This window comes from Streptomyces sp. NRRL S-920, from assembly GCF_000717945.1.
Lineage (GTDB): Bacteria > Actinomycetota > Actinomycetes > Streptomycetales > Streptomycetaceae > Streptomyces > Streptomyces alboniger.
In genome coordinates, this window is the sequence record NZ_JODF01000001.1 from 255997 (window position 1) to 279480 (window position 23484).

Consider the following 23484-nt stretch of genomic DNA (forward strand, 5'->3'; position numbering starts at 1 on the left):
GGAACGCGTGTCCCATGTCGCATGATCACACCCGAGCCCCCGTACTCGAAGCCCTCGCCGAACACCGCAGCAAGGGCCGGGTCGGCTTCACACCACCGGGCCACAAACAGGCCCGCGGCGCCGATCCGGCCGTGCGCGAACTGCTGGGCGACGCGGCCTTCCTCGGTGACGTACTGGCCTCGGGAGGACTCGACGACCGGCGCACGCGGGGACGGGTTCTCGAACGGGCCGAGCGGCTGATGGCGGACGCCGTGCACGCCGAGCACACCTTCTTCTCCACGTGCGGCAGTTCGCTCTCCGTCAAGTCGGCCATGCTGTCCATCGCCGGTCCCGGCTCGAAACTGCTCGTCGGCCGGGACGCGCACAAGTCCGTCGTCTCCGGACTGATCCTCTCCGGGATCCAGCCGGTGTGGGTCGAACCGAGGTGGGACGACAAGCGTCATCTGGCGCACGCACCGGGAGCGGAGGACTTCGAGGCCGCGTTCGCCGCGCACCCCGACGCGAAAGGCGCGCTGGTCACCAGCCCGACCCCGTACGGGGCCTGCGCCGACCTGAGCGGTATCGCCGCCGTCTGCCACAGCCGGTCACGGCCGCTCGTGGTGGACGAGGCCTGGGGCGCGCACCTGCCCTTCCATCCCGACCTGCCGTCCTGGGCGATGGACGCGGGCGCCGACATCTGCGTGACGAGCATCCACAAGATGGGCAGCGGACTGGAGCAGGGCTCCGTCTTCCACCTCCAGGGCGACCTGATCGACCCGGAGGTCCTGGAGAACTGCGCGGACCTCCTCGGCACCACCAGCCCGTCCACCCTGATCTACGCGGGGCTCGACGGATGGCGGCGCCAGATGGCGCTGCACGGCCACGAACTGATGGGCAGGGCGCTGGACCTGGCCGCCGAGGTGCGGGAGGCGATCGAGACCATCGACGGCCTGCACGTCAACGACCGCGCCGACTTCTGCGGACCCGGCCTCGCCGCCGACTTCGACCCCCTGCCGGTCGTCATCGAGGTCGACGGCCTCGGCACCAGCGGCTACCGGGCAGCGGACTGGCTGCGCCGCCACCACGCGCTGGACGCACACCTCAGCGACCACCGTCGGATCAGCGCCCAGATCACCCACGCCGACGACCACGACACGACGGGCCTGCTGCTCGCGGCCCTGCGCGACCTGGCCCACGCCGCTCCGCATCTGGAACCCGCCCCGCCGGTGGAGGTCCCCACCTCCGCCGAACTCCGGATGGAGCAGGCGATCCTGCCCCGCGACGCGTTCTTCGGGCCCACCGATGACGTGCCGGTGGCGGAGGCGGCGGGCCGCGTCGCCGCCGAGATGATGACCCCGTACCCGCCCGGCATCCCCGCGGCACTGCCCGGCGAGCGGCTCACCGAGCCCGTCCTGCGCTATCTGCGCAGCGGCGTGGCCGCGGGCATGAACCTCCCCGACGCCAAGGACAGCGAACTGAACACCGTGCGGGTCGTCGCCGAATAGCCGAATAACCGCGCGAACCACGCGGCAGCGAAGAACGGAGCACAGCACATGAGCGACCAGGACATGAGCGACCAGGACACGAACCAGCAGCACATGGACGAGCGCAATCCCCCCTCCCCGGGCCAGGACGGCCCGCCCATCCCCAGGGACCTGCCCGACCAGCAGGCCTCCGACGACAACGACGCCTGGGACGTGGACGAGAAGGCGGCCACGTCGGGCAACGCCCCCGACAGCGACGACGACGTACCCGAGACGGACGAGGGCGGAACCGGCCGGCGCGGCGATTCGCGGCCCGACGCGTCGGGCTCCGAGCCGCCCGAGATGGAGGAGCATCCCGAACCGGACGAGCCCACCGGCTGAGCGACACGTCCACGGGCCGAGGAACACGTCCGGGCCGCTCGCCGTGCCCCGCGCCCCGTCATGGGCGACGCTGGAGTGACACGCACACCGCCGGGGACCACCGGCGGCCGGAGGTGTCGATGGAGCCCGTGGAGGCGCTGGAACGGATCGCCTTTCTGCTGGAGCGCGGCCGCGCCCCGACCTACCGCGTGCGGGCCTTTCGCACCGCGGCCGCGGTGATCGGGGCGCTGGCCGACGGCGAGACCGCGCGGCGTGCCGCGGACGGGACGCTGGAGTCGCTCAAAGGGGTCGGTCCCAAGACCGCGGGCGTGGTCCGCGAGGCGCTCGCCGGAGAAGTGCCGGGATATCTGCAACGGCTCGAGGGGGAGGCGCACGACCCGCTCGCCGAGGGCGGCGCCGAGCTGCGCGCGCTGCTGCGCGGCGACTGCCACCTGCACTCCGACTGGTCCGACGGCGGCAGCCCCATCGAGGAGATGGGCCGGGCCGCCCTGGCCCTCGGGCACGAGTGGGCGGTCCTCACCGATCACTCGCCACGGCTGACCATCGCCCGTGGCCTCTCCCCGGAGCGGCTGCGCGAGCAGCTGGACGTGGTGGCCGACCTCAACACCCGCTGGGCGCCCTTCCGGCTGCTCACCGGCATCGAGTGCGACATCCTCGACGACGGCTCCCTCGACCAGGAGCCCGAACTGCTCGACCGGCTGGACCTGGTGGTCGTGTCGGTGCACTCCAAGCTCCGCATGGACGCCGCCGCGATGACGCGCCGCATGGTCGCCGCCGTCAGCAACCCCCGGGCGAACGTCCTCGGCCACTGCACCGGACGGCTCGTCACCGGGCGCGGCAGACCCGAGTCGCAGTTCGACGCGGACAAGGTGTTCGCCGCGTGCGCGGCGGCGGGCACGGCCGTGGAGATCAACAGCCGTCCCGAGCGGCTCGATCCGCCGCGCAGACTGCTGCGCCGTGCCGTGGACGCGGGGGTCCTGTTCTCCGTGGACACCGACGCGCACGCCCCCGGCCAGCTGGACTGGCAGATCATCGGGTGCGCGCGGGCCGAGGAGTGCGGTGTCCCCGCCGAGCGCGTGGTGAACACCTGGCCGGCGGAGGAACTGCTGGCCTGGACCCGCGGGAGCCGGGGCGGGACCACCACCTGACCCGGCCCACCGCCGCACGCCTAGTGGCCGCGCCTGCGAGCCGTGTCTATTGGCCGCGCGTGAGGCCCGCCAGCACCCGGTCCGGCGTGAGGGGCAGCTCGCGCAGTCGTACGCCGGTCGCGTGGCGCACCGCGTTGCCGATGGCGGCGGCCGTCCCGACGATGCCGATCTCTCCGATCCCCTTGCTGCCCATGGGGTTCAGATGAGGGTCGTCCTCGTCGATCCAGTGCGCCTCCAGCGCGGGAACGTCCGCGTGCGCCGGGACGTGATAGGCGGCGAGGTCGCTCTCCACGAAGTCACCGAAGGCCGCGTCCATGGTGCTGTTCTCCGTCAGCGCCATCCCGATGCCCATGGTCATCGCGCCGATGAACTGCGAGCGCGCCGTACGGGCGTTGAGGATGTGCCCGGCCGCGTAGACGCCCAGCAGGCGGCGTACGCGTACCTCCCCGGACACCGTGTCGACGCCGACCTCGGCGAAGTGCGCGCCGAAAGCGTGCCGCGCGTACTCGCTGTCCGCGTCCGCGGTGCCCGCCGTGTCGGCGGAGGCGCCCACCCCCTCCGGGGGCAGCTGCTGGCCCTGCTGCTCGGCAAGCCGCTTGGCGAGGCGCGAACACGCCTCGTGGACCGCCCAGCCCCATGACGACGTTCCCGAGGAACCGCCCGCGAGCGGCGCGTCCGGCAGATCGCTGCTGCCGACCACGGCCCGCACCCGGTCCACCGGGACGCCGAGCGCGTCGGCGGCGACCTGCGCGAGCACGGTGCGGGCGCCCGTACCGATGTCGGTGGCGTTGACGCGTACCACGTAACTGCCGTCCGGGTAGGCGTGCGCGCTCGCCCGGGACGGCGAGGCGAGTGCCGGATACGTCGCGGAGGCGACCCCGCTGCCCACCAGGACGGGTCCCTCGGCGCGCGAGCGGGGCCGCGGATCACGCTCGGCCCAGCCGAAGCGGCGGGCGCCCTCGCGCAGGCACTCGGCGAGATGCCGGCTGCTGAAGGGCCGGGAGCTGTCGGGTTCCGTGGGGGTGTCGTTGCGCAGCCGCAGCTCGACGGGGTCGAGGTCGAGACGCTCGGCGAGTTCGTCCATCGCCGACTCCAGCGCGTACATGCCCGGCGCCTCACCCGGCGCCCGCATCCACGAAGGGCTCGGCACGTCGAGGGGCACGACCCGGTGGGTGGTGCGGCTGTGCGGCGAGCCGTACATGACGCGCGTGGCGGCGGCCGCGGTCTCGACGAACTCCTTGACGCGGGAGGTCTGCGAGGTCACCTCATGGACCACGGAGATCAGCGTGCCGTCCCTCTCCGCGCCGAGCCGCACCCGCTGGACGGTCGGCGAACGGTGACCCACCACCGCCGCCAACTGGCGCCGCGGCAGGGCGAGTTTGACCGGCCGTCCGGTCACCCTCGCGGCCATGGAGGCGAGCACCACCTGCGGGCGAGGAGTGCCCTTGGAGCCGAAGCCGCCGCCGACGTGCTCGGAGACGACCGTGATCCGCTCCTTGGGCAGGGCGAACATGCCCGCGAGGACATCGCGCACGGTGGTGGCGCCCTGGCTGGAGTCGTACACGGTCAGCCGCCCGTCCTGCCAGCGGGCGGTCGCCGCGTGCGGCTCCATGGGGTGGTTGTGCAGCGGCGGCACGCGGTAGACGACGTCGACACGGGCGGGCGCGGAGTCCAGCGCGCCGTCGGCGTCGCCGCGTACGTGCTCCCCCGAGGTGCCGTCCGTGTCCTCGGGTACGTACGCGTCCGCGTGATCGGTGCGCAGGGTGACGTCGTGCGGCTCCTCGGTGTAGTCGACGTGGACGGCGGCGGCGCCTTCGCGGGCCGCCTCCAGGGTCTCGGCGACGACGAGAGCGACGTACCAGCCGCGGTGCGGGACGTGGGCGTCCTGGAGTACGAGGAGGTTCGCGTCGTCCGGCTCGACCAGGCGCGGTGCGTTGAGATGGCTGAGGACGTCGAGGACCCCGGGCAGGGCGCGGGCAGCCGTGTCGTCGATGGAAATGATCTCTCCGCGCGCCACGGTGGCCGGGACCGGCCAGGCGTAGGCGCACCCGTCGGGCGTGTGCTCGGCGGCGTAACGTGCGGCCCCGGTCACCTTGTCGGGGCCTTCCCTGCGCTCGGTGGGCGCCCCGAGAGCGTTGCTGGTGTCCGGCATGGAGGTTTCTCCCTGGATAGCGGAGGGGCGGGGCCGATTCAGGTACCCGTGGGCGAGGCGGCCAGCCGCCCCAGTACGTCACAGGCGAGGTTGCGGGCCAGCGGCACCTTGAAGCCGTTGTCCCGCAGCGGTTCGGCTTCGGCCAGCTCGGCGTCGACGGCCCGCCGGAACGCCTCGTCGCTCGCGGCACCGCCCAGCAGCTCCTGCTCGGCGCGCAGGGCACGCCAGGGCCGGTGCGCCAGACCGCCGAAGGCGATCCGTACGTCGCGTACGACGGACTCCTCGACGCTCAGGACCACGGCCACGGAGGCGAGCGCGAAGGCGTACGAGGCGCGGTCGCGGGCCTTGCGGTAGGCGGAGGGCAGTCCCACGGCCGTGGGCGGGAGCAGGACGCCGGTGATCAGTTCGCCGTGTGCGATCTCGGTGTCCACGTCGGGGCGCTCGCCCGGCAGCCGGTGGAACTCGGCCGCGGGTACGGTCCGCCGGCCGCCCGCGCCGTACAACTCCACCTGGGCGTCGAGCGCGGCCAGCGCGACCGCCATGTCGGAGGGGTGGGTGGCGATGCACTGCCGCGACTGGCCGAGGACCGCGTGGTCGCGGTGGACGCCGTCGCGCGCGCCGCAGCCGGTGCCGGGCTCCCGCTTGTTGCACGGCTTGCCCACGTCCTGGAAGTAGGGGCAGCGGGTGCGCTGGAGCAGGTTGCCGCCCGTCGTGGCCATGTTGCGCAGCTGGCCCGACGCGCCCGACAGCAGCGCCTGGGACAGCACGGGGTAGCGCTCGCGCACCAGCGGGTGGGCGGCCAGGTCGCTGTTGCGCACGGTCGCCCCGACGCGGAGGGACCCGTCGCGCAGCTCCTCGACCGAGTCCAGCGGCAGCGCGCTGACGTCGATGAGCGTCCGGGGGCGCTCCACGCCGAGCTTCATCAGGTCGACGAGATTGGTGCCGCCGCCCAGGTAGCGGGAGCTGGACCGGCCCGCGTGCGCGGCGGTGGCCTCGTCGACGCTGTGGGCGCGTACGTACATGAAGGACTTCACCGGATCACGTCCTCCACGGCCTCGACGATGTGCGGATAGGCGCCGCACCGGCACAGGTTTCCACTCAGCCGCTCCTGGATTTCTTCCCTGGTCAGTTCCATGGGCGAGCCCGCGCCCGCCCCCGGGTCCGTCACGTGCGAGGGGTGGCCCGCCTCGGCCTCCGCGAGGGCGCCGACGGCCGAGCAGATCTGCCCCGGGGTGCAGTAGCCGCACTGGAAGGCGTCGCGCTCCAAGAACGCCTGCTGCACGGGGTGCATCCCCTCACCGTCGGCGGAGCACAGCCCTTCGACGGTGGTGATGTCGGCCCCTTCGTGGGCGACGGCGAGCAGCAGACAGCTGTTCGCGCGGCGCCCGTCGAGAAGGACGGTGCAGGCCCCGCACTGGCCGTGGTCACAGCCCTTCTTGGCGCCGGTCAGGCCCAGCTGCTCGCGCAGGACGTCCAGCAGCGTCGAGCGGTGGTCGACGGTGAGACGGCGGGGCTCGCCGTTCACCGTCAGGGGCACTTCCGAGTGGAACACTTCGGTTCCCATGAGACTCTGCTCCCTCGTCCGACGTGGTCCGTGAGGTGACCGCCTTTCCAGCCTGGGCCAGGACACACGTTCCGGCATGCCGGACGACGCCACATAGGGTCGCGGCCATGACTGACGACTGGAAGAGGGACCGCATCGGCAGTGCGCTGAGAGGGGAGAACCCCTCGGTGCTGCGGCGTCTGGGGGCGGGGTTCGCCGCGATGGGGGACGTGCAGTTCCTGCCGGGATACTCGGTGCTCCTGACCGACGACCCCGCTGTGCGGAGCCTGTCCGACCTGCCCAGGGACAAGCGGCTCGGTTTTCTGTCCGACATGGACCGACTGGGGGAGGCGGTCGAGCGGGCCTGTCGCCGGATGGATCCCGCGTTCCGGCGCGTGAACCTGGAGATCCTCGGCAACACGGACGGCTTTCTGCACGCGCACGTCTGGCCGCGGTTCGAGTGGGAGCCCGCGGAGCTGGTCGGTATGCCGGTGTGGCTCTATCCGCGCGAGCGGTGGAGTGACCGCCGGTTCGCGCTCGGCCCGCGCCACGGTGAACTGCGGGAGGCGATCGGCCGGGAACTCGATCTGCTGGGTTCGCCGGAGTGACGGCGCGGGCCCGCCGGCCATCAGGTCGGCGGGCCCGGCGGTCGGGTGGGTCGGTCCGGTGGGCGGGTGGGGTGGGCCAGGGATCAGTGGCCGCTCAGCGTTCAGGTCCTCGGCATCATGCTGCCCTGGGTGGCCTCGAACCCCGCCTTGGCGATGGCGAGGCCCTGCTTGGTGCCCTTGATGACGTGCTTGCTGGTGGTGCCCGGGTCCGCCAGCGTCTCGCCGAGGGCCGTGCCCACGCTCTTGTCCTTCGCCGGTCCCTCGTGGACGGCGGTCGCGGCGGCCTCGGCCGGGCCTCCCATGGCGAGGGCGGCTGCGGCGAGGGTCAGGACGGCGATGGCTCGCTTCTGGTTGCTCATGCCCTCTCAAACGGCCGTGAGCGGGTGAGGATGCGTCCACCCCGGCTACACACCGCACGATTCCGCCATCAGAGCGAACGGCGTCAGCTCCTGCCCACCTCGAATTGACTGGCAGTTGTCCAAACCCGCCGCCCGTGGCAGGTGTGAGCGCCTCGGCGGCGGGCAGGCGATGGGTGCAGGGGTGACAACCTGACAGGCGTCGCTGAATGGTCAGTGGGCGGCGCCACCTGTGAGCTGAGCGGCCGCGCCTTCGTGGGACAGGGTGCGGCCGCTCACGCGTCTCACCGCCCGCGGCACGTGACATCGCGTGCCGGCAGCTTGCCGGTGTCCAGGTAGGCGTTCACCCCCTTGTCCGCGCAGGCGTTCCCGTAGTCGGCGTAGACGCCGTGCTGGTTGGCGTCGGGCACGGTGATCAGCCGGGACCGCGACCACTTCTCACGCACCTGCCGCGCTCCGGAGTAGGTGGTACGCGTGGCACCGGTGGCGTTGACCAGCAGCGCGGGCACGTCGTTGTCGACCACGGTCGGCGCCTCGACGGGGCGGTCCCAGAACTCGCAGGCCGCGATGTTGTGCGTCAGGGGACTGGCGAAGGGAGCCCCGTCGCGGGCGGCCTGGATGTCACGCCAGTAACTCTCGATCCCACGCCGGGTCGCGACGTCCCCGCAGAGGATGGCTGTCTGCGCGCTGCCCTGGTGCGACCCCGCCGCGGTCGTGAAATTCTCCAGCATCTGCGCCAGCCAGGGCCCCGGCTCCACGCGGTCCCGGTCGGCGGCGCGTGCGAGCGTGCGGGTCACGGAGGCGAGCTGAGCCCGTTGCGTGTCGAGGTCGCTGCCCAGGCCGGCGAAGTAGACGACGGGCAGGTAGTGCTCGTCCACCCGGAACCTCCCGACCCGCAACGGCTTGTCGGCGGCGGCGTCCTGGATGCGTTCCACGGTGGCCCGCACGGCGGCGGGGGTGCTTCCGAGGCCGTAGGTCTCGTCGCGGGCGGCGGCCCAGGCCGCCCAGTCGTGGAGGGCTCGCTCATTGGCAGCGGTGGCGTCCGCGAGGAGCGTCTGGCTGTACCGGGCGGGGTCGATGACTCCGTCGAGCACCATGCGGTCGGTGCGGCCGGGGAACATCTTGGTGTAGACCGCGCCGAGGTAACTGCCGTAGGAGAAGCCCAAGTAGGAGATCCGCTTCGCGCCCAGGGCGCCCCTGATGACGTCCATGTCGCGGGCGGTGTTGCGGGTGGTGACGTACGGCAGCACGTCACCGTTCGTGCGCCGGCACCGCTCGGCCAGCTCGCGCTGCCGGGCCACCGACCGGTTGAATCCGGCGCGGTCGGAGCCGGCCGAGAAGACCGCCGACCCGACGTCCCAGCCGCAGTCCAGCGGCGTGGAGCGGCCTACGAACCGCGGGTCCATGCCGATGAGGTCGTACTTGCGGGCCACCTTGCCCATGGTCTCGCCGACGAGGAGCGGCATGTCGAGGCCCGGTCCTCCCGGCCCGCCGTTGTTGAGCAGCAGCGGGCCGACGCGGTGCGCGGAGTCCGTGGCGCGCAGCCGGGACAGGGCGACGGTGATGGTCCTGCCGCCCGGGTCGGAGTAGTCGAGGGGCACGGTGGCGTCGGCGCACTGGACGCCCGCGGCGTCGAGCTTCTGTCCGGTGGTGTCGTCCGGACCGAGTGTGCAGGTGTGCCAGTCGAGGGTCTGGTCGTAGTACTTCCCGAGCGGCTTGGCCGCCGTGGCGGGCGTCCCGGCGGGTTTCGCCGTCGCGGGCAAGGCGCCCGCCCCCACGGTCAGCACCGCGGTGGCGGCGACAGCGGCCCGTAAAAATATGTTGGTTCGCATGCACCGCACGCTAGGCGTGGGCCACGTCCCGGCTCACTGCGGTCAGCCCCCCGATCCTTCCGGGGGCCAACCCCAGGGCCTACCTCGCCAGCTCCGCGCGGATGGTCTTGCCGGTCGCGCCGAGGGTCACGCTCACGGCCTCCGCCAGGTTCCGCACCATGGGCCAGCCGAATCCGCCCGTGCCCCCCACGAGGTCGGGCGTGCGCTCCTGAGGTGCTCGCGGGTCCGCGTCCGAGACCATGACGGTGATGGCGTCGGCCCGCGCCTGGAGACGCAGCGAGCACAGGGCGCCGCGGGCGTGGCGTACGACGTTCGTGATGAGCTCGGAGACGACGAGTTCGATGCTCGCGGCGGTCTGGTCGCCGACGGCCGGGGTCAGCCCGGCGATGAAGCCGCGCGTGAGGTCCCGGGCGTCGGTGACCGCTTGGGGCTCCTTGTCGAAGGTGGCCGTCTCAGGCGGCCCGTCATCGAGCCGGATCTGCTGCGTCCGCATGAGCCTCCCCTCCTTCGGTCCTCCTGTGGAATAGCTGTACGAGAGGTACCCCTGCCCGGAAACCGGCAGGTTTAATGCCCTCCGCATGGCCGGGAACAGCTGGTTGCCGAACCGTTGCAGAGAGCGTCGTCGATGTCAGTCGTCGGTGTCAGTCTGGGGGTCAGCCATCGGCGTCCCGGCACTCCACGTGGCCCCAGCCGTGCGCGTTCTTCGCGATCTTCTCCCCGGCGGCATACGGCTTCTGGCAGTGGCAGCGGCCAGGGAACTTCGCCTTGATGACGGCGCCCGACGCCCCCTTCCTCGCGCGGGCGGCGGCGGTCTTCTTGGGCGCGCGGCCCGCGGGGGAGGCGGTCACGCGGTCCGCACGCGGTTCGGGGATCTCCCGCGCCCCGTGGGCGGTGCCGGCGGGCTGCTGGCTCGTCGCGACGTCGCTGGCCGCGACATCGGCGATCGCGTTGAGGTGATCGCCGTCCACGCGGTGGGCGGCCACGTGCCGGAACGTCACGGCGCGGCCTTGCAGCAGTGCGTCGATGCGTACGACGAGGTCCTTGTTGGCGACCGGCTTCTTCGCCGCGGTCAGCCAGCCGTTGCGCTTCCAGGAGGCGATCCACTTGGTGACCGCGTTCATCGCGTACTGACTGTCCATCCGTACTTCGAGGGGCACCGCCGGATCAGTGGCCTCCAACAGCTCGGCCAGCGCGGTCAGTTCGGCCACGTTGTTCGTGGAGTGGCCGAGCGGGCCGGCCTCCCAGCGCTGCGGGTGCCCCTCGGCGTCGGCGACCACCCAGGCCCAGGCGGCGGGCCCGGGGTTCTTCTTGGCCGCTCCGTCGCAGGCGGCAATGATCAGGTCAGACATTCCTCGATGATTTCATCCGCTGCCCGGCGCCCGGACACCGCCGGGCCGAAGAGACATTATCCAAGCGCTGTTATATTAGCGCTGTGACAAATTCGGACCACGCGGCACAGGTCGACCACACGGCTCCGCTCACCTCCACGGCTCCGCTCGATCCCACGGCACAGCCCGACCCGTGGCGGCCGCTGCACGAGCTGCTGGCCGCCATGGACGCCGAGATCGAGCAGGTCTATGTCGAGCGCGGTATCGAGGGAGTCCGGCCGCGGTTCGCCTATCCGCTGATCCGGCTCGCCCACACCGGACCGCTGACCATCCGCGAGCTGGCCGAATCCCTGAACCGCTCGCACTCCGCGATCAGCCAGACGGTCGCCGCCCTGCGCAAGGAGGGCCTGGTCACCTCGGAGCCGGGGCCCGACGCCCGCACCCGGCGTATCGACCTGACCGAGCGCGGCCGGGCCCTGGTCCCGTTCCTCAAGAGCGAGTGGCGCGCCACCCACGCGGCCGTCGCCGAGCTGGACGCGGAGATCCCGTACGCGCTGACACTCGTCGTGGAGGAGCTGCGGCGGGCGCTGGACCACCGTTCGATGCGGCAGCGGATCCTCCACCACCTCGTCGAGCCGCCGGGATGAGAGTGCGCGGCTGGTTCCTCGACACCCGCCCGCTCCGCGCCGACCGGGCGTTCCGTGACCTGTGGGCGGGCTCCGCGGCTTCCCAACTCGGCGGGCAGATAGCCACTGTGGCGGTGCTGGCCCACGTCTGGGAGCTGACCGGCAGCCCTGTAGGCACCGGCGCCATCGGGCTCGCCACCGGCGTGCCCATGGTGCTCTTCGGGCTGCTCGGCGGCGCGTTGGCCGACCGCGCAGACCGCCGCGCGGTGGTGCGCGCCACCACCGCGGGTCAACTGCTGGTCGCGGCAGGGCTGTGCGCCCAGGCCCTGGCGGGCCATCAGAACGTGGTGCTGCTGCTCACGCTGGTCGCCACAGGGACGGCGTGCGGCGCACTCGGCGCCCCCGCCCGGCGTACCCTCCCCGTCCGGCTGCTGCCGTCCGACCAGGTGGCGGCCGGTCTGGCACTGTCCAACCTCTCCTTCCAGACGGCGATGCTGGCCGGTCCCGCGCTGGCCGGCCTGATCATCGCTCGCTGGGGCCTCTTCGCCGCCTACGCCGCTCAGGCCGTGGCCGTCGCGATCTCGATGCTCGCGATGATCCGCCTCCCCGCCATGAAGCCCGTGGGGCCCGGCGCGGGAGGTGGCGGCCGTCGGGCCGAGCGCGGCGGCTGGCGGGTCGTGCTGCGCCGCCCGACCCTGTGGGGCTCGATGGCCACCGACCTGTCCGCGACGCTGCTCGCCATGCCGATCGCGCTCTTCCCGCTGGTCAACGAGGTCCGGTTCGGCGGCGATCCGCAGACCCTCGGTCTGTTCCTCTCGGCCGTCGCGGTCGGAGGCGTCAGCGCCGGCCTGGTGTCCGGCGCCGTGACGCGGCGGCACCGCGGTGGGCAGGTGCAGCTGATCGCGGCCGCCACGTGGGGTCTGGCGCTGGCCGGGTTCGGGCTGGCGGGGCAGGTGTGGACGGCGCTCGCCTGCCTGGCGGTGGCCGGTGCCGCCGACACGGTGTCGGTGGTCACCCGCAGCGCCTTGATCCAGTGGGAGACGCCGGACGCGTACCGGGGCCGGGTCTCCTCGGTGGAGCACGTCATCGGGGTCGCGGGCCCCGAGGTGGGCAACTTCCGCGGTGGTCTGCTGGCGTCGGCCACCTCGGCGTCCTTCGCGCTGGTCTCCGGCGGCCTGTCAGCCGTCCTTATGATCGCGGCGGTGGCCGCGACGAACCCTTCGCTGCGCGCCTACCGCACCCCGCCCGCCACCGACAGGCCGAGGCCCTCGCGGACTGCCGACGCGGCCAAGGCGGCCGACTCGATCTCCTGAAGCGTCGAGGGGGCGGTCAGCGGGGACGGAGAGCGTCAGCCACGCGTCAGAGGCTCCGCGCACACTGGACGGCCGTACCAACCGGCCCGTCCGACACGTGGAGGAGACCGCACATGCCCTCTGTGTTAGATCAGTACGAAGCACGCGCCGAGGCAGCCAGGAAAGAGTTCGCGGAACACCCCGCCGTCCTAGAACTGGGGTCGCCGCAGACCGAATCCCGGCTGTTCCTCCAGTGGCACTACCGCTACTGCCTGCACGGCGTGCACGTCACCCGCGACATGCAGCGCGTCATCGAGAGGGCCGGCGCCCGTTCCCGGGACGCCGGCCATGACTCGGTGGGGGAGGGACTGATCAAGCACGCCCGCGGCGAGACGGGCCACGACCGGCTGATGGTCGACGACGCCCGCTCCACGGCCGCGCTGCTCGGCGCCAGGGGCGGCGTCGTCCTGGACACCGAGGACATCCTCGCGAGCGCGCCGGCGCTGCCCTCCGCCGCGCGCTACAACGCGCTCTTCGAGCGCCTCAGCGGCGGTACGGAACCGGTGTGCACCGTCGCCGCGCTCTACGAGATGGAGCAGCTCTCGGCCGGATTCGCCGTCGACCTGGTCATCAACTGCAAGCGCACCATGGGCGACGACGCCTCGCGGTTCACGTTCCTCGACGAACACGTCGTCGTGGACGTCGGCCACATCGCGCTGGACCGACGCATGCTGGAGACCGCCCTGACCGACCGGCCCCCACTCCTCGACGCGATGGTGGAGGCGGGCACCGAAGTGCTCGCCTCCTACGCCGAGTTCGTGGGCGAGTGCCTGGAACTGGCCCGCGCCGACCTCGCCGCGGACCAAGCTCGCTGATACCGGTCACTCAGCCGCGGCCGTCACCAATAGTGCCGTCGGCCACCGACAGCGTGGCCGACGGAGCCGAGGACCCACAGAGCCGCACCGATGATGACCAGTATGACTCCGATGGTCCACAGGATGGAGATACCGGCCACCAGGCCGATAACGAGCAGGATGATTCCGAGTGCGATCATTGGATCCTCCGACCCTCTGAATTATTTCAAGTATGCGCCTTAAGCGTGCTGGGCGACAGCCGCGAAGTCGGTCCCTTCCTGGGGCCCGTGCGGCAACGACGTCAGTGGTGACCGTGAGCGGTGTCGGAGGCCCCGCCGAAGAGCCGCGCGACGGCGCGGAACGGAAGCGTGACCACCGTGGCGATGGCTCCGCCGATGGAGCGGAGAACGTCTGCAATGGCCTTCAGCATGTGTGGGCCTCCAAGGAATCTTGTGGTGCGAGTCGTGCGACGGGCAATTGCCGCGTGCCGTTCTGTTCGCTGCTCCTACCGGTTGCCCTGAGAGTGACGTCGAAAACACAGAGAAATTCCGGCGACCGAGCGACGCGGAGATACTCGGGCCGCTCCGCCGCCTTGTGAGCCCATTCCGGAATCTTGTGATTACCGATCGTTCGACGGGGCACAAGGGGACAGCCAAAACGGCGATTCCCCGTACAACAGGGATTCCTCGCCCCGGACGGAAGGATCACGACGTGCTCAGGCCCCACCCCTCGTTCCTGCGCGCCCTGCTCGAAACCCACACGACGCTCGGACAGCTCCAGGCCAAGGAGGACTCCGCCGAGGTCCGTCGGCAGCTGGACGACGTCTCGTACACCCTGTGCGTCTCCACGGGCACGCGGACCCTGGACGCGGCGCTCGCCTCGGCGCGGGCCCAGCTGGCGGGAGTGACCTCGCGGGAGGACTCCGGCCTGGCCGCCTGACCGGCCGAAGGCAGACGACCGCCCCGCCTTCGCACCGGCCGGAGTATTCCGTTTCGCCCCGTGGCCCTCGGGCACACGGGGCGGCAGGCGTGGAAGGTCCACCTGGAACGCGCGGTCCCTACGCACGCGCGGTTCTCGCGCCCGGCCTCGTGCCGCCGCCCGGAGCGCCATAGAAGCACGGCTGGACGGCGTACGCCCTTGTTTGGGTCCGCCCTCACGAGGCCATGGCTGTGACACCCCCTCACCACTGGAGCCACCATGAGCGATGAGAAGCGGAACGACATCCCCGGAGCGCCGGCCCCGCAGCCCCCGTCGGTCGCCGAGCCCACCGAGCCGCACGAGCCCCTGCCCGCCAAGCCGGACCAGGAGTCCCCCGAGGCGGTGTCCCCGACGGGCAAGCCCACGGGGGCCCCCGCTTCGGCCCGCGCCCAGAGCGGCGCCTACCTCACCACGGCGCAGGGCGCCCGCCTCTACGACAGCGACCACTCGCTCAAGGCCGGTGCCCGCGGGCCGGTGCTGCTCCAGGACCACCACCTGCGCGAGAAGATCACGCACTTCGACCACGAACGCATTCCCGAGCGGGTCGTGCACGCGCGCGGAGCGGCGGCCCACGGCATCTTCAAGGGATACGGAACGGCCGCCAAGGTCACCAAGGCGGCCTTCCTGGCCAAGGACACCGAGACACCCGTCTTCGTACGCTTCTCCACGGTGCTGGGCTCCCGAGGCTCATCGGACACCGTGCGCGACACCCGGGGCTTCGCCACGAAGTTCTACACCGAGGAAGGCACCTTCGACCTCGTCGGCAACAACATCCCGGTCTTCTTCATCCAGGACGCCATCAAGTTCCCCGACATCATCCACGCGGGCAAGCCGCACCCCGACCGGGAGATCCCGCAGGCCCAGAGCGCACACGACACCTTCTGGGACTTCGTGACCCTCCACACGGAGGCGACCCACCACACCCTGTGGAACATGTCGGACCGGGGGATCCCGCGCTCCTACCGCATGATGGAGGGCTTCGGCGTCCACACCTTCCGGCTCGTCAACCACGAGGGCGCCACCACCCTCGTCAAGTTCCACTGGAAGCCGAAGCTCGGCGTGCACTCCCTGACCTGGGAGGAAGCACAGATCACCAACGGCATGGACCCCGACTTCCACCGCCGCGACCTCGCCGACGCCATCGAGGCGGGGGCCTTCCCGCAGTGGGAACTCGGCATCCAGGTCTTCCCCGACAACGCCGAGCAGACCTTCGAAGGCATCGACCTGCTGGACCCGACGAACATCGTCCCCGAGGAGCTGGCGCCCGTGCAGCCCATCGGGCTGCTCACGCTGAACGCCAACCCGACCAACTACTTCGCCGAGACCGAGCAGGTCGCCTTCCACCCCGGCCACCTCGTCCCCGGCATCGACATCACCGACGACCCGCTGCTCACCGGCCGCCTCTTCTCCTACCTGGATACGCAGATCAGCAGGCTCGGCGGCCCCAACTTCGCGCAGCTCCCCATCAACCGCACCCACGCGCCCGTCAACGACATGCTGCGTGACGGCATGCACCAGACCGCCGTCCACGCCGGGACCGCTCCGTACCGCCCCAACTCGCTCGACGGGGGCTGTCCGTTCCTCGCCGGGGCGGACAACGGCGCGTACGTCGAGGTCCCCGTCGACGTGCCGGCCGCGAAGAAGGTCCGCGAAGCCCCGGAGTCCTTCTCCGACCACTTCAGCCAGCCCCGGCAGTTCTGGCTCTCGATGACGCCCGTCGAGCGGGAGCACATCATCGCCGCCTACACCTTCGAGCTGAGCAAGTGCTACGAGCAGGCCATCAAGGAGCGGGCGCTCCAGGTCCTGGCCAACATCGACCCGCAGCTCTGCGGCCAGGTCGCCGACGGGCTCGGCCTGCCCGCCCCGGAGCCGACCGTGGCCCTCGCGGACACCGAGCCCAGCCCGGCCCTGTCCCAGCTCGGGCAGACCTGGCCGGTGGAGGGCCGGATCGTCGGCATCGTCACCGACGGGGAGACCGACCTCGACGGGATCCGCTCGGCACGCCGTGCGGTGCTGGACGCGGGCATGGTCCCGCTCGTCATCGCCCCCACCGGCGGTCTGCTGGACGCGGGCAAGGACCCCATCGCCGTACAGCGGACGTTCGCCAACGCGCGCTCGGTCGAGTTCGACGCGCTCCTGCTCGCCGGTTCCCCGGCGCCGGGGTCGGACGCGTACGGAGCCCGGGACGCCAAGGCCGGTGAGCCGACGAGCCCCGGCACCTCCGTCGACCCGCGGGTCATGCTGATGGCGGCCGAGGCCTACCGCCACGGCAAGGCGCTCGGCGGCTGGGCGGGAGCGGACGCGGCGCTTCGAGCGGCCGGGATCACCGACACGGCGCCCGGTGTGGTGGTCGCGGGCAGCGGCGTGGAGGCCCTGGAGCAGGTGGCGCAGCTCCTCGGCAGCCACCGCGTGTGGGACCGCTTCCCCGCCGCGGTCTGACGCGCTCTGAGCCGACGCACCGTCCGACACCCGGGCCCGCCCGGGGCCTTCACGGCCCCGGGCGGGCCCATGGGCTGTGTGGTCACCGTCGGCGCAGCCCGCTCAGGAACCGCTGAGCCTGGGCACGCCGCCGCGGATCGGCGGAGGCGCGACGCACCTGTTCGACGGTGCGCCGGCCCTGCGGGCTCCGGACGAACTCCTTGATCTTCGTGATCATGCCGGGCATGACTCCTCCTATGGGGCGAGGGCGAACGGATCAGTGCACCACTCCGTGTACCCACTGAGGCGCGGTGGGTGCGTGCCGAGGCCGAGCAGACGCAAGCCGATGGGGGGCACGCCGAAATCGCCGAACTCCTCTATCACTGACGTGCGTTCGAGGGGGCGAGATCGCGACGAACTTCTCCACGAGGCCGCCTGATCCACCTCGCTGACGTTTACGCCCGAACGGGTGGCTAGCATGGCGCGATGTGGCCCGGAAGATCGTCGTCCCCTTGGCGTGCCCCTCCGGGCCGCGACCGAGGCGTAACGATCGGCTCGTTGTTCTCCTGCACTCAAGGACCGAGGGACCGCTGAATGTCAGTGCCTGCTCCTCCCAGCCCGCGCCGCACAGCGAAGGCGGGGCGCCCCGCGTGGGCCGTGCCCCTCGGCGTGCTGGTGGTCACCGGCGGCGCCGGTTCCGCCGCGGCTGCCACGGCACCGGACGCCGCCCGGGGCTGGACGGCGGCCTCGATCGCGGTCGGCTGGCTGTGCCTGGCCGTCTGTCTGCTCGTCAGCTCCGCGGCCGGTCAGCGAATACGCCGGTCCGCCGCGGCGGACCGCGCCGAGGCCGACACCCTGAAGGCTCAGCTGGGCCGCCAGGGCGCCGAGTCCGCGCATTTCGTGAACGTCACGCTCCCCATCCTCGTGAAGCAGCTGCGCGACGGCGCGGGCGCGGCACAGGCCCTGGCGCACACGGCGCCTCCCTCGGACGCCCAACTACGCCAGATCGTCCAGACGTTCGCCTCCGTCGTAGAGGAATCGGTTCGGCACGCCGGTGCCCTTGAGGCCCAGCGCGGCCGGGCGCAGGAACAACTGGCGCAGGCCACCGAGGAGTTCGACCTCCTCACGAAGGTGACGCTGCCCACCGCGATCGAGCAGCTGCGCGAGGGAGCCTCCGCAGACACCGTCCTCGCGGGCCTCCAGTGGCCGCAGAACCCCCTGCTGCGCCTGCCCGCGGAGTCGTTCGTGCGGGAGCTGGCCCACAGCGAGCGGCGCGCGGCCGCCGCGCAGGCCGCCTCGGCCAAGGCGCTGAGCCGCGTCCAGGCCAAGTCCGTGAGCATGCTCGCCGACCTGCGGGACATGCAGGAGCGGCATGGCGTGGAGGTCTTCGGCGACCTGCTGCGACTGGATCACAGCACGTCCCAACTGGGGCTGATGACCGACCGTCTTGCGCTGCTGATGGGCGGCCGCTCCAGCCGCGCGTGGAACAAGCCGATCGTCATGGAGAGCATCCTGCGGGGCGCCGTCGGCCGCATCTCCGCCTACCAGCGGGTGCGGCTGCACTGCTCGACGACCGTCGCCGTCGCCGGGTTCGCGGCGGAGAGCGTCATGCACCTGCTCGCCGAACTCATGGACAACGCGGCGAACTTCTCCCCGCCCATCGACGAGGTGCACGTCTATGTGGAGGAACGCAGCGCCGGCATCGTCGTGACGATCGAGGACAGCGGCCTGCGGATGGCCGACGCGGCGATGCGCCGGGCCGAGGAGTCCGTCTCCGGACGGATGACGGACCTCGCCTCGCTCCAGGGCACCCGCCTCGGCCTCGCCGTGGTCGGCCGCCTCGCCGCCAAGTACGGCATGAGCGTCAACTTCCGCCCGTCCTCCCGGGGCGGCACGGGCGTCGTGGTCCTCCTGCCGCCGCAGCTCCTCGCCCAGCAGCGCGACCCCGCCCCGCAGCAGCCGGTACGCCGCGATGCCGCGCCGACGCCCCCGCCGATCCCGGCAGCGACCGTCCCGCAGGCACCCGCCCCGGCGGCCGAGGAGACCCCCGTTTTCCCTGTAACTCCCGAGGCACTCCCGGCTCAGGCGGCACCTGCGGCCCCCGCACGGCCCACCGCCGCGGACCCCGCCTCCCCGCCGCCGCAGGCCCCGCCCGCGGCCGCCCCCGCGGCCACGCCGAACGGCCTGCCCGTACGCGCCCCGGGCCGCACCATGGCCGAGGCGGACCGTGAGCGCCGCCAGCGCAAGGCGTCGTCCGAGGCCGCCGCCGCGCCGGACGCCGGGAACCTCCCCGGTGACGCGGGCCGGCCAGCCCGTGACGCCGGATCCCGTTTCGGCGCCTTCCACCGCGCCCGGCGCGGGGGCCACGCCCCGGGATTCCCCGCCACGCCCGACGCCCCGGACGCCCCCGGCTCCCCCGCGGACTCCGGGCCGCCACCGGCCTACTAGACCGCAGCCCCCGCACGGCGCCCGGGTCCGGCGCCCCCTCTTCCCCCCGCTCAAGATCGTGAGATTGGAGGCACGGGCCGGTGACCGGGCACGCCCGGCGCACCTCGCCCCACCCACCATGCAGACCACTGACAACAGCCTGACCTGGCTCCTACAGAGCCTTCTCCAGCGCACCCCCGGCACGCGGCACGCCCTGGTGCTCTCCCGGGACGGCCTGAAGCTGTGCTGGAGCGAGCATCTGACGCTCGACCAGGCCGACCAGCTGTCGGCGATCTGTTCCGGCATCCAGGCCCTGGCCCAGGGCGCGTCCGCGGAGTTCGGTGACGGGACCGGCGGTGTCCGGCACTCCATGACGGAGTTCCACGGCGGGCTCCTCTTCATCGTCGAGGCGGGGCAGGGAGCGCACCTGGCGGTCGTGGCGGACGAGAACGCCGACCCGGGCGTCGTGGGCCACCAGATGACGGAGCTCGTGGAGCAGATCGGGGAGCACCTGCGCGCCGAGCCGCGCGCCGAGCGCGAAGGCAGCGCCTCCTCGTGACGCCGCGCGGGCCCGTGGACGTGGGTGACCCGGACCGGCTCTATACGGTCACCGGTGGCCGCAGCCGGGCCGACGACGACTCGTTCGACCTGGTCACCCTGGTGGTGAGCGAGTGCGAGCCCACCGCGGGGATGCAGTCGGAGCACGCCCGGATCCTCGACCTGTGCCGCCACCCCACGGCCGTGGTGGAGATCGCCGCGGAGCTGAGACTGCCGATCACCGTGGTGCGGATTCTGCTGGGCGACCTGCTCGCGACGAGCCGGATCACCGCCCGCCACCCCCGCGCGGCCGACGCGGTCGCCTCGATCCCCGAATCCGCCCTTCTCAAGGAGGTGCTCCATGGGCTCCGCAACCTCTGAGCTGCCCGCCCGTACTCCTCTGTCCGACACCGCCGAGACCGGCCTGAAGATCGTGGTCGTGGGCGGATTCGGGGTAGGCAAGACCACGCTGGTCCGCTCGGTCAGCGAGATCCGCCCGCTGAACACCGAAGAGGTGATGACGCAGGCCGGGATCGGTGTCGACGAGACGTCCGAGGTCGCCGGCAAGACCACCACGACGGTGGCGTTCGACTTCGGCCGGATCAGCCTCAACGAACGCGTGGTGCTCTATCTGTTCGGCGCACCGGGCCAGGAGCGCTTCTGGTTCCTGTGGGACCGCCTCTTCGCCGGCACGCTGGGCGCGGTCGTCCTGGTCGACACCCGGCGGATGGACGACTCCTGGTACGCGATCGACCGTCTCGAACACCACAGGACACCGTTCGTGGTGGCGGTGAACAGGTTCGACGACGACACCTCCCGGCACTCCCTGGAGGAGATCCGCCAGGCCCTCGCACTGCCCGGCCATGTGCCGCTGATCGACTGTGACGCGAGGGTGAGATCGTCGGGCAAGGACGTCCTGATCACCCTCGTGGACCACCTCTACAAACTGGCCATGGCCCAGGAGATGACACCGTGACCGAGCCGACCGGATCCCCCTTCGAGCAGAGCGCCCCGCCCCCGGGGTGCCCCGCTCACGCGGGCGGCGTACGCCTGGGTGGCCTGGAGTACCAGCAGACGCCCGCGCAGCTCTACCGCAGCCTGCGCCGTGAGCACGGCGCGGTCGCGCCGGTGCTGCTCGACGGGGACGTGCCGGCGTGGCTGGTCCTCGGCTACTCCGAGGTCAGCTATGTGACCGGCCACGACGAACTGTTCGCCCGGGACTCGCGCCGCTGGAACCAGTGGGACCGCATCCCCGCCGACTGGCCGCTGATGCCGTTCGTCGGCTACCAGCCGTCGGTCCTGTTCACCGAGGGCGAGGAGCACCGGCGGCGGGCCGGCGTGATCACGGAGGCGCTGGAGGGAGTCGACCAGTTCGAACTCGCCCGGGACAGCGGCCGGATCGCCGACCGGCTGATCGCGGCGTTCGCCGGCAGCGGGCAGGCGGAACTGATGAGCGCGTACGCCCACGCACTCCCCATGCGGGCCGCGGTACAGATGTGCGGCATGCCCGAGACGGGCACCGACACGCAGCAGCTCGTGGAGGACCTGCGGATCTCCCTCGACGCGGGGGAGGGGGACGACCCCGTCGCGGCGTACACGCGTGTCGGCGAGCGGATCCAGCTCCTGGTCAAGGAGAAGCGGGAGCGGCCCGGCGCCGACGTCACCTCGCGGATGCTGCTGCATCCCGCGGGCCTCACCGACGAGGAGATCGTCCAGGATCTGATCTCCATCATCGCGGCGGCCCAGCAGCCGACGGCCAACTGGATCTGCAACACGCTGCGGCTGATGCTGACCGACGAGCGGTTCGCCCTCAACGTGTCCGGCGGGCGGCTGAGCGTCGGCGAGGCGCTCAACGAAGTGCTGTGGCTGGACACGCCCACGCAGAATTTCATCGGACGCTGGGCGGTGCGTGACACCCAGCTCGGCGGGCGGCAGATCCGGGCGGGCGACTGCCTGGTACTCGGCCTCGCCGCGGCCAACACCGACCCGCAGATCTGGCCCGACGCGCACGTCGGCCCGGAGAACTCCGCCCACCTCTCCTTCAGCCACGGCGAGCACCGCTGCCCCTACCCGGCGCCGCTGCTCGCCGATGTCATCGCCCGGACCGCGGTCGAGACGCTCCTGGAGCGCCTGCCCGACCTCGTCCTCGCGGTGGAGCCCGAGGAGCTGGCCTGGCGCCCGTCCATCTGGATGCGCGGTCTGATGTCGCTGCCGGTGCGGTTCACGCCGGTGACGCACTGAGTCCGGGCGGGGCGCCGCCCGTGCGGGTGGCGCCCCGCCCCGGGGTCAGGCGGTGACGGGGGTGAACCGCACCGGCAGCGACTGCGGCCCCCGGGTGAACACCCCCTGCTCCACCGGATCGAAGCCCTCGGCGAGCCGCATGTCGGGCATGGCGTCCAGGAGCTGACCGACACCGATCTCCACCTCGGCCTTGGCCAGCAGCGCGCCCACGCAGAAGTGGCGGCCGAGCGCGAAGGAGAGATGGTCCGCGGCGGCGGAGAACGCGGTCGTGGCGGTGAGGTCGTCCCGGAAGATGTCGAAGCGGTTCGGGTCGCGGTAGCGCCGCTCGTCGCGGTTGGCGGAGCCGATCAGGCAGGTCACGGTGGCCCCGGCGGGGACCGTGCCACCGCTGAGTTCCACATCGGCCGCCGACTGCCGCATGATCATGTGGACGGGCGGCGTGTGGCGCAGCGTCTCGGCGAACGCGCGGGCGATCAGCGTGCGGTCCTGCCGGACGGCTTCGAGCTGATCCGGGTGGGTCAGGAGGTTGGCGAAGATACTGGCGATCGCCTTGTCCGTGGTCTCACCGCCGGCGGCGAGCAGCAGGCTACAGAAGGCCTTGATGTCCTCGTCGCTCATGCGTACGCCGTCGACCTCGGCGGCGCACAGGGTGGACAGCAGATCGTCGCCGAGGTGCTCGCGGCGCTCCTGGATGATCGGGATCATGTACTCGGTGAACTCGACCCGGGTCCGCTCGCCGGCCGCCGCGACCTCCGGATCGCCCGCCAGGTTGCCGAGGAACGCGATCACCGTGGTGTACCAGCCGTGGAAGCGCGCGTGGTCGGCCTTGTCGAGGCCCAGCATGTCGGCGATCACGTTCACGGGGAAGCGGGTGGCGTAGCCCTCGACGAGGTCCACGGCGCCGGTGTGCCGGAAGGTGTCGATGAGTTCGCGGGAGTTGCGCTCGATGACGGGCAGGAACTTCTCCTGGAGATCGCTGCCGCGGAAGGCGGGCGCGACCAGAGCGCGCCGCACGGCGTGCTCCCGACCGCTGAGCTGGAGGATCGTCTTGCCGTGGACGGGCTCGATCTGCCAGTCGTAGTTGTCGGTGGTGAACTGCGAGCCCTTGTCCTTGAACACCCGCTCGACATCCTCGTACCGCGAGACGATCCAGCTCTGTGTCGCCTCGTGCCAGAAGAGCGGCGCCTTCTCCCGCATCGCCCGATAAGCCGGGTAGGGGTCCTTGGCGAACTCGGGGGAGAGGATGTCGGGGACCTGCTGCACGGCGGACATAGGGCTCCTTGGTCGGTACAGGCAACGC

At 71.9% G+C, this 23484-nt stretch carries 25 protein-coding genes; 14 read left to right on the forward strand and 11 right to left on the reverse strand.

From position 1 onward, the window contains the following. Positions 1–14 precede the first annotated feature (14 nt). The 3 genes from IG54_RS0101130 to IG54_RS0101140 all read left to right on the forward strand — a co-directional run bounded on the left by IG54_RS0101130 (position 15) and on the right by IG54_RS0101140 (position 2992). Positions 15–1484 (forward strand): aminotransferase class I/II-fold pyridoxal phosphate-dependent enzyme, encoded by a 1470-nt coding sequence (locus tag IG54_RS0101130; RefSeq protein WP_030775963.1) that lies wholly within the window; start codon positions 15–17, stop codon positions 1482–1484. A gap of 48 nt (positions 1485–1532) precedes the next feature. Then, entirely contained in the window at positions 1533–1844 is a 312-nt protein-coding gene (locus IG54_RS0101135) for a hypothetical protein (protein WP_324615403.1), read from the forward strand. A 119-nt stretch (positions 1845–1963) separates the two neighbouring features. Continuing rightward, positions 1964–2992 carry a PHP domain-containing protein gene (locus IG54_RS0101140; protein WP_030775969.1) on the forward strand — a complete coding sequence of 343 codons (1029 nt, stop codon included), beginning with the start codon at positions 1964–1966 and terminating at the stop codon, positions 2990–2992. Positions 2993–3038: 46 nt separating this feature from the next. Here IG54_RS0101140 and IG54_RS0101145 read toward each other — a convergent pair whose 3' ends face one another. From IG54_RS0101145 to IG54_RS0101155, 3 genes are read right to left on the reverse strand one after another with little or no spacing between them, the layout of a single operon-like run. Then, positions 3039–5144 carry a xanthine dehydrogenase family protein molybdopterin-binding subunit gene (locus tag IG54_RS0101145; RefSeq protein ID WP_030775973.1) on the reverse strand — a complete coding sequence of 702 codons (2106 nt, stop codon included), beginning with the start codon at positions 5142–5144 and terminating at the stop codon, positions 3039–3041. Positions 5145–5182: 38 nt separating this feature from the next. Continuing rightward, complete coding sequence (locus tag IG54_RS0101150) at positions 5183–6178, reverse strand: FAD binding domain-containing protein (protein WP_030775976.1); 996 nt, start codon at positions 6176–6178, stop codon at positions 5183–5185. After that, positions 6175–6708 carry a 2Fe-2S iron-sulfur cluster-binding protein gene (locus IG54_RS0101155; protein WP_030775979.1) on the reverse strand — a complete coding sequence of 178 codons (534 nt, stop codon included), beginning with the start codon at positions 6706–6708 and terminating at the stop codon, positions 6175–6177. The genes IG54_RS0101150 and IG54_RS0101155 overlap by 4 nt, the downstream gene beginning before the upstream one ends. 107 nt (positions 6709–6815) lie before the next feature. Between IG54_RS0101155 and IG54_RS0101160 the strand changes: the two genes are divergently transcribed. Beyond that, positions 6816–7295 (forward strand): HIT family protein, encoded by a 480-nt coding sequence (locus tag IG54_RS0101160; protein WP_030775981.1) that lies wholly within the window; start codon positions 6816–6818, stop codon positions 7293–7295. A 101-nt stretch (positions 7296–7396) separates the two neighbouring features. Here IG54_RS0101160 and IG54_RS0101165 read toward each other — a convergent pair whose 3' ends face one another. The 4 genes from IG54_RS0101165 to IG54_RS0101180 all read right to left on the reverse strand — a co-directional run bounded on the left by IG54_RS0101165 (position 7397) and on the right by IG54_RS0101180 (position 10832). Further along, positions 7397–7654, reverse strand: coding sequence for a hypothetical protein (locus IG54_RS0101165; protein ID WP_030775984.1), 258 nt, complete (start codon positions 7652–7654; stop codon positions 7397–7399). A 281-nt stretch (positions 7655–7935) separates the two neighbouring features. After that, positions 7936–9483: an alpha/beta fold hydrolase gene (locus IG54_RS0101170; RefSeq protein ID WP_037895905.1), complete on the reverse strand. Its 1548-nt coding sequence runs from the start codon at positions 9481–9483 to the stop codon at positions 7936–7938. 79 nt (positions 9484–9562) lie between these two features. Then, positions 9563–9976 (reverse strand): ATP-binding protein, encoded by a 414-nt coding sequence (locus IG54_RS0101175; RefSeq protein ID WP_030775989.1) that lies wholly within the window; start codon positions 9974–9976, stop codon positions 9563–9565. Positions 9977–10136: 160 nt separating this feature from the next. Continuing rightward, positions 10137–10832 carry a ribonuclease H family protein gene (locus IG54_RS0101180; RefSeq protein ID WP_030775992.1) on the reverse strand — a complete coding sequence of 232 codons (696 nt, stop codon included), beginning with the start codon at positions 10830–10832 and terminating at the stop codon, positions 10137–10139. Between the two features lie 83 nt (positions 10833–10915). On the opposite strand from IG54_RS0101180, the gene IG54_RS0101185 reads away from it, so the two are divergent. The 3 genes from IG54_RS0101185 to IG54_RS0101195 all read left to right on the forward strand — a co-directional run bounded on the left by IG54_RS0101185 (position 10916) and on the right by IG54_RS0101195 (position 13604). Next, on the forward strand, positions 10916–11458 hold the full coding sequence (locus tag IG54_RS0101185) for a MarR family winged helix-turn-helix transcriptional regulator (protein ID WP_234335914.1): 543 nt from the start codon (positions 10916–10918) through the stop codon (positions 11456–11458). After that, positions 11455–12750: an MFS transporter gene (locus IG54_RS0101190; RefSeq protein WP_030775998.1), complete on the forward strand. Its 1296-nt coding sequence runs from the start codon at positions 11455–11457 to the stop codon at positions 12748–12750. The genes IG54_RS0101185 and IG54_RS0101190 overlap by 4 nt, the downstream gene beginning before the upstream one ends. Positions 12751–12863: 113 nt before the next feature. Next, complete coding sequence (locus IG54_RS0101195; protein ID WP_030776001.1) at positions 12864–13604, forward strand: iron-containing redox enzyme family protein; 741 nt, start codon at positions 12864–12866, stop codon at positions 13602–13604. Between the two features lie 23 nt (positions 13605–13627). Here the strand turns inward: IG54_RS0101195 and IG54_RS42420 are convergent, their stop codons facing one another. Together IG54_RS42420 and IG54_RS43420 are read right to left on the reverse strand one after the other, a co-directional pair. After that, positions 13628–13783 (reverse strand): DUF6131 family protein, encoded by a 156-nt coding sequence (locus IG54_RS42420; protein ID WP_167532773.1) that lies wholly within the window; start codon positions 13781–13783, stop codon positions 13628–13630. A 101-nt stretch (positions 13784–13884) separates the two neighbouring features. Continuing rightward, a complete protein-coding gene (locus IG54_RS43420; protein ID WP_267883626.1) occupies positions 13885–14013 on the reverse strand; it encodes an LPFR motif small protein in 129 nt (42 codons plus the stop codon). 281 nt (positions 14014–14294) lie between these two features. On the opposite strand from IG54_RS43420, the gene IG54_RS0101210 reads away from it, so the two are divergent. Next, complete coding sequence (locus tag IG54_RS0101210) at positions 14295–14522, forward strand: DUF5133 domain-containing protein (protein WP_030776004.1); 228 nt, start codon at positions 14295–14297, stop codon at positions 14520–14522. A 258-nt stretch (positions 14523–14780) separates the two neighbouring features. Then, positions 14781–17000 carry a catalase gene (locus IG54_RS0101215; RefSeq protein ID WP_037895908.1) on the forward strand — a complete coding sequence of 740 codons (2220 nt, stop codon included), beginning with the start codon at positions 14781–14783 and terminating at the stop codon, positions 16998–17000. A gap of 82 nt (positions 17001–17082) precedes the next feature. On the opposite strand, the gene IG54_RS42425 is transcribed toward IG54_RS0101215, so the two are convergent. Continuing rightward, positions 17083–17226: a hypothetical protein gene (locus IG54_RS42425; protein ID WP_199809476.1), complete on the reverse strand. Its 144-nt coding sequence runs from the start codon at positions 17224–17226 to the stop codon at positions 17083–17085. A gap of 347 nt (positions 17227–17573) precedes the next feature. Here IG54_RS42425 and IG54_RS0101225 point away from each other — a divergent pair, with 347 nt between their 5' ends. The 5 genes from IG54_RS0101225 to IG54_RS0101245 all read left to right on the forward strand — a co-directional run bounded on the left by IG54_RS0101225 (position 17574) and on the right by IG54_RS0101245 (position 22184). Continuing rightward, positions 17574–19427, forward strand: coding sequence for a sensor histidine kinase (locus IG54_RS0101225; protein WP_051819173.1), 1854 nt, complete (start codon positions 17574–17576; stop codon positions 19425–19427). A 118-nt stretch (positions 19428–19545) separates the two neighbouring features. Further along, complete coding sequence (locus tag IG54_RS0101230) at positions 19546–19965, forward strand: roadblock/LC7 domain-containing protein (RefSeq protein WP_030776012.1); 420 nt, start codon at positions 19546–19548, stop codon at positions 19963–19965. Next, on the forward strand, positions 19962–20324 hold the full coding sequence (locus IG54_RS0101235) for a DUF742 domain-containing protein (protein ID WP_037895911.1): 363 nt from the start codon (positions 19962–19964) through the stop codon (positions 20322–20324). Before IG54_RS0101230 ends, IG54_RS0101235 begins: the two co-directional genes overlap by 4 nt. Then, the gene (locus tag IG54_RS0101240; protein ID WP_030776018.1) at positions 20305–20919 is read left to right on the forward strand and encodes a GTP-binding protein; all 615 of its coding nucleotides are present in this window, start codon (positions 20305–20307) and stop codon (positions 20917–20919) included. The genes IG54_RS0101235 and IG54_RS0101240 overlap by 20 nt, the downstream gene beginning before the upstream one ends. Then, positions 20916–22184: a cytochrome P450 gene (locus IG54_RS0101245; protein WP_030776021.1), complete on the forward strand. Its 1269-nt coding sequence runs from the start codon at positions 20916–20918 to the stop codon at positions 22182–22184. Before IG54_RS0101240 ends, IG54_RS0101245 begins: the two co-directional genes overlap by 4 nt. A gap of 45 nt (positions 22185–22229) precedes the next feature. Here the strand turns inward: IG54_RS0101245 and IG54_RS0101250 are convergent, their stop codons facing one another. Continuing rightward, positions 22230–23456: a cytochrome P450 gene (locus IG54_RS0101250; protein WP_030776024.1), complete on the reverse strand. Its 1227-nt coding sequence runs from the start codon at positions 23454–23456 to the stop codon at positions 22230–22232. Positions 23457–23484 lie beyond the last annotated feature (28 nt).